Here is a 13,501-nt window from a genome sequence, read left to right on the forward strand (position 1 = left end):
TATATCATGAAGTATTTAAAGATATTTTCATTTCTATTCATTATTGCTGCTGTACAGTCTTGTCTTTCAGCTGATGAAGATCCTGTTCAGGTTCCCAAGATGACAGGTTCTGAAGTAAGCGCCGATGTAGGCGGACCCACAGAAGCCAATCAGGTTTGGATCGACTTAAGTGATGCAAAAAATCATACGATCAATAAAAGGACAGACTGGGATCTTGGATTTTATACAGGAGATGAATATAGGGTAATTTTAAACGGGTCTATTGCAATGGCTGTTGCGAAAATTCCTAATGCTACGAACATCAATACTGTAAAAGAATCTGATGTAGCCGATCTGAAAGAAAAAGTTCAGGTAGGTACATTTGATGCTGCTAATATGAAGTATGTGGATAATCCTGATGGTAATTTTTTAAACCAGTCTTCAGCGATAGAGCCTATCAAAGAGAACGATTCTGACAATCCTGTTTATTTGGTTAACCTGGGACGAAATTTAGCAGATCCAAACTCTAATATTGCTGCAGGATCTGTTTCACTATCATCCGATCCCAGAGGATGGAAAAAAATTCAGATTTTAAGAGCTCCTAACGGATATAAATTAAGATATGCCGACATCAATGCAACTACCTACCAGGAGTATATGATAACAAAAGATACAGAATACAATTTTAATTTCTTCAATCTTAAAACGGGTGCTCCGGCTACAATCCAGCCAAAGAAAAAGAATTGGGATTTAGCCTTTACCACATTTACCAATGAAGTTTTTATGGGTCCGGGAAATAGCGCAGGAAGCTATTTTTATGCTGATTTCATAATCACCAATACGGCCAGTGGAGTGAGTGCGTATCAGGTAACGGCTTCCGGAAACCTGGATCAGGCCTATAACTCATTTAAGTTAAGCAATGTAGATCAGGCGAAGCTTGTATCTACTGATCAAAGAGCAATTGGGGATAAATGGAGAACGACTACCGGAACAAGCGAAGTGCCGGGAGCATTCGTGTACGCTGACCGTTTCTTTGTATTAAAAGATGCTGAGGGCTTTTACTTCAAGCTTAGATTTAATAAAATGAAAGATCCTCAGGGAAATCGGGGGCATGCCAGTTTTGAATTTGAACCTTTATAATAAATCAATAAATAATATATCATGAAAAAGATAATTTTAGTAGCATCAATCCTTCTAGCAGTAGCTTCCTGCAAAAAAGCCGAAAGCGCAAAACAGGAAAATACAGCAGAAACAAATACCTCACAAACGCCGAAAACGAATAATAAAATTGTGACCTTAAATGGTGGCATCACAGAAATAGTGAGTGCTTTAGGTCATGAAAAAGAAATTGTAGGAACTGATGTTACCAGTACCTATCCTGAAACTTTAAAAGCAACAGCTAAAGATCTGGGACATGTAAGATCAATGACCATTGAGCCGATTATGGCCGTAAATCCTACATTAATTTTAGCGTCTGATAAAGATATAAACCCTGAGCTATTAGGAAAAATAAAGTCTTCAGGGATAAAAACTGAAATCTTCAAACAGGAATATTCAGTGGAAGGAACTAAAAAATTAATTGAGCAGGTAGCAAAAGCTATTGGCAACACAGATTATCAGAAACTGAATGATAAAATCGATGCGGATCTGAAACAGGTTCAGCCGATTGCTAAAAAACCTAAAGTACTGTTTATTTATGCAAGAGGAAATATGCTGATGGTTTCCGGTACGAAGACACCAATGGATGCTTTGATCGGTCTTGCAGGCGGACAAAATGCAGTTACGGAATTTGAAGATTTCAAACCGCTGACCCCTGAGGCTGTAGTAAAAGCGAATCCGGATGTATTATTCTTTTTCTCATCAGGCTTACAGGGTGCAGGAGGAAACGAAGGAGCGCTTAAAATGCCAGGTGTTTCTCAAACAAATGCCGGCAAGAATAAAAAGATCATTGCTATGGACGGAGGACTTGTTTCAGGATTCGGACCAAGATTAGGAGAGGCTGCAGTAGGATTAAATAAGTTATTAATTGAAAACACAAAGTAAACTATACTTTTATCTATCTATAAGTACCATACTGCTTGCTATCATAGCGGTATGGTCGCTTAGTACAGGAGTTTATAATTTTAACGGAGCTTCTCCGTATAAAGTTTTGTGGGAGGTTGTAAAAGGAAATGGAAATATATCGCCTAGCGATACATACGTGATATGGGATGTCCGTGCTGCGAGAATCGTTATGGCAATCTTAATTGGAAGCATGCTGGCGGTGTCCGGAACAGGATTGCAGGGACTTTTTAAGAATCCTTTGGCGACGGGGGATCTAATAGGACTTACTTCGGGAGCAACATTACTTGCAGCCATTGCTATTGTTTTAGGAGGACATTTCAAACAGTATCTTCCTGAGGTAGTACAATTTTCACTGGTGGGTATTTCTGCTTTTATCGGGGCTTTTCTATCTATGATGCTGGTATACAGGATTTCTACCAGCGGAGGTAAAACAAACGTGGTAATGATGTTGCTAACCGGTGTAGCTATTACGGCAATTGGCTTTTCAATTACCGGGTTTCTGATCTACATTTCAAAAGATGAACAATTGAGAGATCTTACTTTCTGGAATCTTGGGAGCTTGGCTGCAGCCACCTGGACAAAAAATATTGTTTTAGTCATTGTTTTGATTATCTCATATATCGTTTTAATCCCAAAAGGAAAAGCATTGAATGCCATGATGTTGGGTGAAAAAGACGCACAGCACTTAGGGATCAATGTAGAAAAACTTAAAAAAGAAATCATTATTGTCGTAGCATTAATGGTGGGAACTTCGGTGGCATTTTCGGGAACGATTGGTTTTGTAGGTCTTATTGTACCTTATATTTTAAGGCTTTTGTTCAAATCGGATTATACCTTTATATTACCATTGTCTGCTGTTTGCGGAAGTATTTTGCTGTTGACCGGCGATACATTCAGCAGAAGTATTGTGGAGCCTTCGGAATTGCCAATAGGTATCCTCACGGCATTAATGGGAGGGCCGATTTTTATAGCCATTTTAATTAAATTTAAAAAATCACTCTAATGATAAAGGCGCATCAGATCAGCTATAAACACAAAGAATTTCATATTCTGGATGGAGTGGACGTATCATTGGAATATGGTGAGTTTTTAGCTATTGTAGGACCCAATGGAGCTGGAAAATCAAGTTTATTAAGTGTTCTGGCCAACGAGGTGAAATCCAGAAAGCAAAAAGTTTTGTTTAAAAACAAACCTGTTAACGAGTGGAATGTGGTTGAGCTTTCCAGGCATAAGGCTAAATTCTCCCAGCACAACAGCAATGATATTCCTTTGGAAGTAAAAGATGTTGTCATGATGGGGCGTTATCCCTATTTTGATGCGCAGCCGAGAAAAGAGGATCTGGAAGCCATGAACAATATGATGTATGAAACAGATGTTTTTCATCTGAAAGACCGTGAATACAATACCCTGTCCGGAGGGGAAAAGCAGAGAGTACATCTTTCACGGGTACTGGCACAGCTACAGAATGATATTGCCCACAAACTACTGTTCCTTGATGAACCACTCAATAACCTTGATGTTAAACATCAATACAAGGCATTGGAGATCATGAAGAGTTTTACAAAACAAGCAAACAGTGCTGTTGTGGTTTTACATGATTTAAATCTGGCCGCTCAGTACGCCGATAAGATATTACTCATGAAATCGGGAAGGGTTTCAGCTTATGGAACACCACAGGAAGTTTTTACTGCCGAAAATATAACTAAGGCATACAACTTTCCCTGTACCATCTGCGAGCATCCTATTACTAATAACCCAATGATCATTTTTGGATAACCATGGAAAGAGATGAACTTAAAATACTCGCTCAAAACTTAGCCAATCCACAGGGAGAAAAAGGCATTGAGATAGGCGAGATGATGAATGCAACCAATATCAGCATGACTTTGGAAAGCATCAAAACACTTTTGATAGAAGATAATGAATCTATCCTTGAAATAGGACACGGAAATGCGGGGCATCTGAAAAATATCCTGAGTAGAGCTCAAAATCTGAAATATACAGGGGTTGACATTTCCGAAACAATGTATAATGAGGCCCGGAAAATAAATAAAGACTTTGAAGGTCAGGCGGATTTTATATTGTACGAGGGACAAAAGCTCCCTTTTGAAGATAGGGTTTTTGATAAGGTTTTCACTGTTAATACGGTTTATTTCTGGGAAGAGCCGGTGGCATTCCTGAATGAAATTTACAGGGTTTTGAAGGATGACGGGACTTTCGTACTCACCTTCGGGCAGCGAAGATTCATGGAAACCTTACCGTTTACAGAATACAACTTTACCATGTACAGCAATAATGAAATGGAAGAACTTATCTCAAGGAGCCATTTCAAAAGAATGAAAATTTCGGAGAAAGAGGAGGATATCCCAAGTAAGTCCGGAGCTGAAACCATACATAGAATTTATACAGTTTTAACCATAAAAAAATAAATAAAATGAGCACATTAGTTAACGAATTAAGAGAAAAGTGGGACGCTCTAAAAGAAGAAAATCCACATTTAAGAATAAGAAATGCAGCTTTACAGTTAGGTGTAAGCGAAGCTGATTTATTAGTAACTAATATCGGTGAAGGGGTAACCGTTCTGAAACCGGAATTTCAAAATATTTTAACTGATGTTGAGCAATTGGGTAAGGTGATGGCTCTTACCCGTAATGACGAATGTGTACACGAGAGAAAAGGAATTTACCAGAACGGTGACTTCAGCAGCCCTCATGCACAGCTTTTCGTGGGAGAAGATATTGATCTCAGGATCTTCCTGAACTCCTGGAAGTTTGCTTTTGCAGTTGTGGAAGGAGATAAAAAAAGCCTTCAGTTTTTCGGAAAAGATGGCTTAGCTCTTCACAAGATCTACCTGACAAAAGATAGCAACGAAAAGGCTTTTGATGCAATCGTTGAAAAATATAAGGCCGAAGATCAGAACGGAGTGTTCTCTTTCGAAGCTATTGCTCCGAAGCCGGCAGAAAAACCGGATTCTGAAATTGATGCCGAAGCTTTCAAAAAAGCATGGGTTGAATTGAAAGATACCCATGATTTTTTTATGATGACAAGAAAATTCGGAGTGAGCAGAACTCAGGCTCTAAGACTGGCTCCGGAAGGTTATGCGAAGAAAATAGATAATGCTAAAGTGGTAAACGTCCTGGAGGATGCTTCCGAGAAGAATGTTCCGATTATGGTTTTCGTTGGAAACAGAGGAATTATTCAGATCCATACCGGTCATGTGAAAAAGACGCTTTGGCACCAGCAGTGGTTCAACGTAATGGATCCTGATTTTAACCTGCATCTGGATGTTACCAAGATTGAAGAAGCATGGATCGTAAAAAAGCCAACTGAAGACGGTGAAGTAACGGCTATTGAAATTTTCAATAAGGAAGGTGATTTTATCGTTCAGTTTTTTGGAAAAAGAAAACCTGGAATTCCTGAACTGCAAGAGTGGAAAGACCTTGTAGCAGAATTAGAAAAGTAATAGTTAGATGATTTGATTTGGACCGTTTTGTTTTTAAGATCAGAGCGGTCTTTTTTTAGATGTTACATCGCAAAAAGACTAAATTGCAAAAGGATTGAAAGGCAAAAAGATGACAGTAAAAAGGCTCATTTGCTATTAAATAGTTCAGCGATCCAGCCTTTAAGTCCTTTCACCCTTAACCAAAAATAATTACAATGAAAAATATTTTCGTATCAATATTACTGATTATGTTTTGTGCATTAAATGCCCAAAATTTCAGAGCTTATCGGTTTTATGATAAAGAAGGAAAAGAAATAGAAACAGAGCGTTTGGTGAAAGAACTTGCCAGTTATGATGTTATTTTTTTTGGTGAAAATCACAACAGCTCCATCAATCATTGGCTTCAGCTGAAAGTGACCGAAGCATTATACCAGAAGAAAAACGGACAGATTATTTTAGGAGCGGAAATGTTCGAGAGAGATAATCAAGCTCAGTTAAATGATTATTTAAATGGGAAATTCGATGCCAAAACACTAAAGGACTCTGCACGCTTGTGGAATAATTATGCAACGGACTATAAGCCACTGGTTGACTTTGCTAAAGAAAAAAAGCTAGGTTTCATTGCAACAAATATTCCCAGAAGGTACGCTTCCCAGACGGCAAAAGAAGGTCTGGAATCTTTGAATAGATTGTCTGCCAAAGAAAAAACATACATTGCCCAGTTGCCTATCAAAGTGAGCTTGGATACACCTGGATATCCTGAAATGAAAAAAATGATGGGAGACCATGCAGAAGGAACAAAAGTGATGAACTTCATTTCAGCTCAGGCAACCAAAGATGCTACGATGGCAGAATCCATCCTCAAAAATATTCAGCCCGGTAAAACTTTTATCCATTACAATGGTAATTATCATAGCAAGGAATTCGGTGGAACCTATTGGTATGTTAAACAAAAGAACCCCAATCTTAAAATGGCGGTGATCTCAGTTTTTGAATCGGACGATCCTGAATTGAAAGTTCCCGGGAAAGAATATATCCCAACAGATTTTAATTTGATTATTCCAGCCGATATGACGAAAACTTTTTAATTTTGAATGTTAAAAAAGTTGTACAATGTAAAAAGTATTCATGTATAATGATTTTGGAGGTCAGCTGAGAAATTGTATTCTTTTAATAAATGCAGGAGGAATATGTAATTTAATATACATTAATATAATTATTTAAAAAGATTTCTCATTACACTTTGTTTCATTCGAAATGACAACAATAAAAAAGGCAGCTTAGATAATCATGAATACATTTTACATCAATACATGAATACATTAATAATTAAAAAATGAAAAAATTATCTTTCCTGCTGCTTTGCTTCCTTAGCCTGGCTAATGCGCAAAAGCTGACCTCAAATGAAATTACAATAATTAATCAGGGAGATATTGGTTCTCCGCTTCCGATTTATCAGACAACAAATGCTGATCAGCATAAAACATTACTGAGCATTTCCAGTGAGGCTGATCCTGTTGATCCTAATACGGCGACACTGGTTAAAAGGATGAAGGAATCTCTTCTTTCTACCGATGGAGGAGTAGGAATAGCAGCTCCGCAGGTGGGTATTAACAGGAAAATAATCTGGGTTCAGCGTTTTGATAAAAAAGATAATCCTTTGGAGTATTTTATAAATCCTGTGATCATCTGGAGATCCGAGCTTCAAAACCTGGGACCCGAAGGAGATCTGTCCATTCCTGAATTCAGGGATCAGTTTTACAGGAGTAAAGTTATACAACTCGAATATGTTGATTTGAAAGGTCAGAAATACTCTGAGATTGTAGAAGGTTTTACAGCCGTTATTTTTCAGCATGAGATAGACCACCTTTTTGGAATTTTGATTTCTGATAAAAAAGAAAAAGAAAAAAATGATGCTTATCTGAAAGTAGATGCTTTTCAGAAAGTTAAATAAAAAACAGGCAGCCAAAATGGCTACCTGTTTTTTTATTTTTCAATTTTACTTAAAATAATATTGATGGAATTTTTAAGTTGCAACAGATCTTCAGGTTGAACATTGATCTTTTTCATAATCTTTTCAGGGACACCACACGCATTTTCCTTTAAATTTTTCCCCTGTTCAGTCAGAAATACCTGTACCACTCTTTCATCTTCTTTTTTACGGTTTCTCGAAATAAAGCCTTTGCCTTCTAATCTTTTGAGTAAAGGCGTTAATGTACCACTATCCAGCAGGAGTTTGTCACCGATCTGAGTAACTGGCAGCCCATCCTGTTCCCACAATACCATCATCACGAGATATTGAGGATAGGTAATATCCAGTTCATCAAGAAAAGGACGGTACAAACCTGTGATCTCCTTTGCGATTGCATATAAAGGAAAGCAGATCTGATTTTCCAGTTTTAGGTTTTCCGAATTTTCCATAACAATAGAATATGAATTGGGAATTGATATTATTTTCTAATGATAAATTCATCCATAGGAATACGTACTTTTTTCATAGAAGCCAGCCAGTCTTTTTCTTCATCGCGGTATCCTAAATATAGCAAACTTACACTTTTTAATCCTAATTCTTTCAAACCAAGAATTTCATCTACCACCTCATTACTGAATCCTTCTGCCGGTGTACTGTCGATTTTTAATTCTGCTGCCTGAGCCAAAGCTAAGCCTAAGGAGATGTAAGTCTGACGGGCGGTATGTAAAAAATGCTGTTCAGGAGTCTGCGCACCGTAAATTTCTTTCAATTTATCTGTATAGCTGTTGAAACGGCCTTTCGGAAGATCTCTTACATCAGTATGGTAGTCATACACTTTATCAATTTTCTCATTGGAATAATTATCCCACGCTGCAAATACAAGCACATGAGAAGAATCTCTCATCACTTCAGGGTTTAAAGCACCCTGAACCATTTTTTCCTTTAATTCCTGATTCTCTACTACAATGATACGGAAAGGCTGTAAGCCGGATGAAGTAGGAGCCAACCTTGCAGCTTCTAAAATCGTATTTAAATCTTTTTCCGATACTTTTTTTGTTGGATCATATGCTTTCACAGCATGTCTCCAGTTTAAATTTTCTATTAATGACATTGTTTTATTTTTTGTGAAATAATTTTATGGGACAAAGTTATGACAAAATTAAATTGCTTGCAATTTAATTTTAAATAATGTATTTTAGATAAAATCGATAATAGAAATATCACAAGTTTCGGATTTCGTAAAATAGACCATATTCCAATCTTTGCTGTACAATTTTAAAACAAAATACAATGCAAAGATTTATCAATCAGTATGCGCTGATAACGGGAGGAACGAATGGAATGGGGTATGCAGTTGCTGAGCAGTTTATCGGAGAAGGCGGAACTGCTATAATTACCGGAAGATCCGAAGAAACCGTGCTTAAAGCAACTGAAAAGTTAGGAAGAAAAGCAGTAGGGATAGTGTCCGATGCAGGTAATATGAAAGACCTGATGCATTTACAAAACGAAATAAAACAATACACTGAAAATATTGATCTCGTTTTTGCCAATGCAGGGTACGGGAAATTTAAGCCGATTGAAAATGTGAACCCTGAGGATTTCGATGAACTGTTTAATATTCTGGTAAAAGGACCTTTCTTTACCGTTCAGCAAATGTTACCATTAATGAAAAAGGGAAGTTCGGTTATTTTTAATACTTCAGTAGCTACAGAGATTTCAATGCCTAATTTCTCTGTCTACTCGGCTGCAAAATCAGCTGTGCAATCTTTTGTAAAGACTTTTGCCACTGAGCTGTTGGAAAGGGGAATCCGGGTAAACGCTATTAGTCCCGGACATATTAAAACCAATATCTTCAATAATACCGGATTGAATAAAGAGCAGATTGAGGATGCCGTTCAGCATATTATTCCTACAATCCCGTTTAAACGGCAGGGAGATCCATCGGAAATAGCAAATACAGTGCTTTTCCTTGCTTCAAGGGAAGCGTCTTATATCCATGGAGCCGAAATAAAAGTAGATGCCGGAATTTCTGTGATAAGATCCTAGGGAAAAAATTATTGGATGTCATTAACCTGTTTAATAATATTGGTTTTGTTCTCAATACCGATATTATAGGCCTTACCTTTTTTCAGGCTTTGGTTTAACTTTTCCAGAAGAGTTTTGTAGGAAGAATCTTTTTTTGACACATAAAAAACCTGCGCGCTAATTCCAATAGAGATGCGCATAAAATCCCCGGGATGATCGGGGTCTTCCGTAATCTGACTGATTGTTGCATTTTTGTACCAGGTTAAATTCTGTGAACCCGAACTACCGGAGCAGGATGTTATCATACAAAAAAATAATAGTAATGTCCATACTTTCATAAAAATAGTATTATTATATAACAGCACCTGCCCATTTACAGAATCAGCAGGTGCTGTAAAATTATCAATTAATTAAAATCCACAGCTGGATACATCCGGTGCAGGTGAAGGAGAACATCCGGAAAGCAGTGAAAATTTAGTCAGTACACAATTGGTATTGATCAGATTGTTGTCATACAGGTAAGAATTACTCGGACTTCTGTAATAAACATTTCCTGCAGTATTAGCATAAGAGGAAACGGATGCAGATCCGCAAGAGGTGTTAACGCAAGCGTTTCTCCATGCTGTATCTGTTACAGGACCGCTTGAAAATAGTGAAGGATCAATAATTCTTTTTTCCGTTACTCCGGAAGCATTTTTATAGCTTACCAATATTGCAACGTGGTAGCTCCACGCCACACAGCAAGTTCCTGTTGATGCCTTTAGGTTTCCGTATACAAATTGTTTTTCACAGTCATAGCCGTTGTTCATTAAGATTTGTCTCATCTTATGGGCTCTTGCATAACATCCGTCTACAGGATATCTGAATGTGATGCATGGTGAGGACGCCGTAGAGGTACCGCAAGACTGATTCTTTATTTGATTGAATAAAGAATTTAATGTAGCTACATCAGGAATTACACTCGCCAATTTATTGGTTTGCCCTTTTACTTCTTTTGTTAGGATCGTTTTAAAATATCTTACGTCTTCCGGGCTTGCAGACTCCACTTTTCCTATTTCATTGCTATTAGGCTTTAAGAAAATGTGTACAGGAGATTCATTCTTAACAGCCTGTCTAAGCATTCCGATATACTGCTCATTTTCTTTGGTCGGCTTAATTTCATAGAATTGCGCAGTTAACATAAATGACACCTTTATCATTCCGTTTTCTTCGTCTATCCCTACCGGTACAGTCTTTCCGAAATCTTTCAGCTTAGAATCATTTACACTTAGTTTTTCCTTTCCGTTGATTTCCTGATTCCCGTTGGAATCGGCACAGGAATTAAAAGTTAAGACGGTCACAAAGGCCATCATTGATAAAAAAAGATTTTTCATAATAATTGTAATTTGTAGTTTAATGGTGAGTTTTTGTTAAGTTGGTTGGTTATTTTAACTCTTATTTACTTCACTTTTTGGTGAAAATAAAATTAATAAAAAAAATAACATAAGCAAGTTATTTTTATAAAAACCAAAATTTTTAGTAATAATTAAAGTGTTTTGTTCATTAAAAACTATCGTTTTAATAAGTGTTAATAATGGCTCTGTGAATTTTACGATGAAAAAAATCCGGTTTACCTATTTTATTCGTGCAGGTTGCCAGCAGATTGGTTATTTCTTAATTAAGCTGCTTTGCAATACAATATCTCTGATTAATTTTTCAAAATAATAGTACAGCGTATTTATCTCGCTCATCTGATTTTCCAGGATAACAATACTCACATCAGAAGAGGGCACACAAACATTCAATGAAGTAAAGCCATCTCCTAGACCGGTATGACCAAAATAGCTCACTCCGCGGTCCTTTACAATACGAATAGCATATCCGTAACCCATCTTACCGATTCCGAATACATCATGTTCGGACAATACCGATGGGCTTATTAATAATTGATAGGTGTCTGCGTTTAGGATTTTGCCTTTATGAAGAAGATCATTCCAGAGAGATAAATCCTTTGCTGTGCTTATTACTCCATCTGCTGGCATATTTTCATCATTGATAAAAGAGTCATTGGAAACAGTTAATCCTTTTTCATTACTCATATGCCCCGAAACCAGCTTCTTCAGATCCGATTTCGCATAGCAGAAAGTATCTTTCATTTTAAGCTGCTTGAACAGTTCATTAGCCAATTGCGTGTAAGATTGATGGCTGACATTTTCGATGATTTTCCCTAACAAGATATAGGAAAGGTTACCGTATTTGAAATCAGAGCCCGGTCTAAATGCCAAAGGTTTCTCGAGATCAACAATCCCATGGGTATGGTTAAGCAACTGATGAACCGTTACTGAATCAGCCCAGGGCTGAGATAGTGATGGAAGGTACTTTTTTATAGGAGAATGTAAATCAACTTTTCCTTTTTCAACCTCTTTTAATAATAAAACGGCGGTGATCTGTTTGGTGTTGGACATGATTTCAAACTGATCATTTGGTTTTAAAGGAATTCGTGTCTTAGCATTTTTTATACCGTAAGCCCTGGAGTATTCAACCTTTCCGTTTCTGGTAACGAGAACAACCCCATTGAAAGTTCTAGGGCTCTTAACCTGAATTAGGCTATCGATCTTTTGTTTGTATTTATCCTTTTGTGCAAAACATATAGAAGAAATGGATAATAACAGATAGCAAAAGAACCGGGTTAATAGTTTCATTGGACTTTCAGATTTTATTAATTGCGCTAAAAATACAATGCAAAATACTAAATATGTAGGAGATTTTTCGATTTTTTATCCATATGATTCAGCCAAAAGTATATTTAAATACTATTTTTTAATAAGGCAAATCATATATGATCAAAGACTCTGTGGAATAGCCGAATGATAAATAGTTTTTAATTTTTCCCACCATTTCTCCTATATTCATCAAATAAATTGTTTTCAATTATTTTTCCATTTCTGAAAATATACTCAATGGAATCTCCTTTATTTTTTGATATGGAATCACCAATTTTATAGTTAAACTCTAAAATATTTTTTCTGCCATTAGAATACTTTACAAATAAGAAATTATGTTCTTTTTGGTTATTGTAAATATCAATAACCCTAGAATGATTCTCTATGTGTAAAAGTTGCTTTTTTACATTTTCTTCCCCGTAAAAATATTGATATATAATGATGACACGTATAATAAATCCAAAGAAAACAGCAAAGGAAATTTTAATCTTCCTTTCCATTCCAGGCTCTAATTCAATATTATTACTTTTCAAAGGTCTGCGGAAAAGTATTATCTATTGGTAAGCTGAGCTCCAAAAACATCTGCAAAATGTTTTGTAATTTTAGATTTGATATCTTCCATTTCCTGAGGGGAAAGTTCTCTTTCAAGTTCTCTTTTCAGAGAGGTCACCTGTTTATCTTTGATACCACAAGGAATGATATATTCAAAATAGCGCATATCGGTGTTTACATTAAGGGCAAAACCATGTAAAGTTACCCAACGGGAAGCTTTCACACCCATTGCACAAATTTTTCGGGCATACGGTTTTCCCACATCCAGCCAGACCCCGGTCTCTCCCTGGGAACGCTCGCCCTTAAGGCCATATTCGCCAATGGTTCTGATGATCACTTCTTCCAGGTTTCTCATGTATAAATGAATATCTGTAAAGAAATTTTCAAGATCTAAGATCGGATAACCTACAACCTGCCCGTATCCATGATAGGTAATATCTCCGCCACGGTTTACTTTTACAAAAGTAGCATCAATCTCTTTGAGTTTATCAATTCCCGCCAGCATATTTTCTTCATGTCCGCTTTTTCCTAAAGTATAAACATGGGGATGCTCCACCAAAAGCAAATGATTGGGTGTGGTAATATGTTCTTCAGCAGGTAAATCGCGGTTTTTTATTTTGGTATCAATGATATCTTTCATCAGTTTTTCCTGATAGTCCCATGAGGACTGATAATCTCTTGTACCCAGATCTTCGAATTCTACTACTTTATTTTGATGTGTATTCATAATGAGCGTCTGTCTTTTTTTATGGTCCTGTGGAAAGA

At 36.8% G+C, this 13,501-nt stretch carries 16 protein-coding genes; 9 read left to right on the top strand and 7 right to left on the bottom strand.

Features of this window, described 5'->3' with window-relative positions; all coding sequences use genetic code 11:
- Nucleotides 1-6 precede the first annotated feature (6 nt).
- The 8 genes from ACNFU2_RS21615 (at nucleotide 7) to def (ending at nucleotide 7,439) form a co-directional block, all read left to right on the top strand.
- Nucleotides 7-1,119 carry an HmuY family protein gene (locus ACNFU2_RS21615; RefSeq protein ID WP_273647445.1) on the top strand — a complete coding sequence of 371 codons (1,113 nt, stop codon included), beginning with the start codon at nucleotides 7-9 and terminating at the stop codon, nucleotides 1,117-1,119.
- Nucleotides 1,120-1,140: 21 nt separating this feature from the next.
- Entirely contained in the window at nucleotides 1,141-2,022 is an 882-nt protein-coding gene (locus ACNFU2_RS21620) for a heme/hemin ABC transporter substrate-binding protein (protein ID WP_273647446.1), read from the top strand.
- Nucleotides 2,006-3,046 (top strand): FecCD family ABC transporter permease, encoded by a 1,041-nt coding sequence (locus ACNFU2_RS21625; RefSeq protein ID WP_172277579.1) that lies wholly within the window; start codon nucleotides 2,006-2,008, stop codon nucleotides 3,044-3,046. Before ACNFU2_RS21620 ends, ACNFU2_RS21625 begins: the two co-directional genes overlap by 17 nt.
- Nucleotides 3,046-3,819, top strand: a complete 774-nt coding sequence (locus ACNFU2_RS21630) for a heme ABC transporter ATP-binding protein (protein WP_273647447.1) — start codon at nucleotides 3,046-3,048, stop codon at nucleotides 3,817-3,819. The genes ACNFU2_RS21625 and ACNFU2_RS21630 overlap by 1 nt, the downstream gene beginning before the upstream one ends.
- Nucleotides 3,820-3,821: 2 nt before the next feature.
- Nucleotides 3,822-4,472, top strand: a complete 651-nt coding sequence (locus ACNFU2_RS21635; protein WP_273647448.1) for a class I SAM-dependent methyltransferase — start codon at nucleotides 3,822-3,824, stop codon at nucleotides 4,470-4,472.
- Nucleotides 4,473-4,477: 5 nt separating this feature from the next.
- A complete protein-coding gene (locus ACNFU2_RS21640) occupies nucleotides 4,478-5,506 on the top strand; it encodes a hemin-degrading factor (RefSeq protein ID WP_273647449.1) in 1,029 nt (342 codons plus the stop codon).
- A gap of 194 nt (nucleotides 5,507-5,700) precedes the next feature.
- The gene (locus ACNFU2_RS21645) at nucleotides 5,701-6,573 is read left to right on the top strand and encodes a ChaN family lipoprotein (RefSeq protein WP_273647450.1); all 873 of its coding nucleotides are present in this window, start codon (nucleotides 5,701-5,703) and stop codon (nucleotides 6,571-6,573) included.
- 248 nt (nucleotides 6,574-6,821) lie between these two features.
- Complete coding sequence (def, locus tag ACNFU2_RS21650; protein WP_273647451.1) at nucleotides 6,822-7,439, top strand: peptide deformylase; 618 nt, start codon at nucleotides 6,822-6,824, stop codon at nucleotides 7,437-7,439.
- 32 nt (nucleotides 7,440-7,471) lie between these two features.
- Here the strand turns inward: def and ACNFU2_RS21655 are convergent, their stop codons facing one another.
- A complete protein-coding gene (locus tag ACNFU2_RS21655; RefSeq protein ID WP_172277597.1) occupies nucleotides 7,472-7,906 on the bottom strand; it encodes a MarR family winged helix-turn-helix transcriptional regulator in 435 nt (144 codons plus the stop codon).
- Between the two features lie 29 nt (nucleotides 7,907-7,935).
- Nucleotides 7,936-8,568 (bottom strand): NAD(P)H-dependent oxidoreductase, encoded by a 633-nt coding sequence (locus ACNFU2_RS21660; protein ID WP_273647452.1) that lies wholly within the window; start codon nucleotides 8,566-8,568, stop codon nucleotides 7,936-7,938.
- A 179-nt stretch (nucleotides 8,569-8,747) separates the two neighbouring features.
- Between ACNFU2_RS21660 and ACNFU2_RS21665 the strand changes: the two genes are divergently transcribed.
- On the top strand, nucleotides 8,748-9,503 hold the full coding sequence (locus ACNFU2_RS21665; RefSeq protein WP_273647453.1) for an SDR family oxidoreductase: 756 nt from the start codon (nucleotides 8,748-8,750) through the stop codon (nucleotides 9,501-9,503).
- 8 nt (nucleotides 9,504-9,511) lie between these two features.
- Here ACNFU2_RS21665 and ACNFU2_RS21670 read toward each other — a convergent pair whose 3' ends face one another.
- From ACNFU2_RS21670 to lipB, 5 genes are all read right to left on the bottom strand, one after another.
- Nucleotides 9,512-9,787, bottom strand: a complete 276-nt coding sequence (locus ACNFU2_RS21670) for a hypothetical protein (protein WP_273647454.1) — start codon at nucleotides 9,785-9,787, stop codon at nucleotides 9,512-9,514.
- Between the two features lie 105 nt (nucleotides 9,788-9,892).
- Nucleotides 9,893-10,855 carry a protein-glutamine glutaminase gene (locus ACNFU2_RS21675; RefSeq protein WP_273647455.1) on the bottom strand — a complete coding sequence of 321 codons (963 nt, stop codon included), beginning with the start codon at nucleotides 10,853-10,855 and terminating at the stop codon, nucleotides 9,893-9,895.
- A gap of 273 nt (nucleotides 10,856-11,128) precedes the next feature.
- Nucleotides 11,129-12,163 carry a serine hydrolase domain-containing protein gene (locus tag ACNFU2_RS21680; RefSeq protein WP_273647456.1) on the bottom strand — a complete coding sequence of 345 codons (1,035 nt, stop codon included), beginning with the start codon at nucleotides 12,161-12,163 and terminating at the stop codon, nucleotides 11,129-11,131.
- A 179-nt stretch (nucleotides 12,164-12,342) separates the two neighbouring features.
- Nucleotides 12,343-12,717, bottom strand: a complete 375-nt coding sequence (locus ACNFU2_RS21685) for a hypothetical protein (RefSeq protein WP_273647457.1) — start codon at nucleotides 12,715-12,717, stop codon at nucleotides 12,343-12,345.
- 17 nt (nucleotides 12,718-12,734) lie between these two features.
- Nucleotides 12,735-13,463 (bottom strand): lipoyl(octanoyl) transferase LipB, encoded by a 729-nt coding sequence (gene lipB, locus ACNFU2_RS21690; protein ID WP_273651040.1) that lies wholly within the window; start codon nucleotides 13,461-13,463, stop codon nucleotides 12,735-12,737.
- Between the last annotated feature and the right edge of the window lie 38 nt (nucleotides 13,464-13,501).

Source organism: Chryseobacterium sp. PTM-20240506 (assembly GCF_048296755.1).
GTDB classification, from domain to species: domain Bacteria; phylum Bacteroidota; class Bacteroidia; order Flavobacteriales; family Weeksellaceae; genus Chryseobacterium; species Chryseobacterium proteolyticum.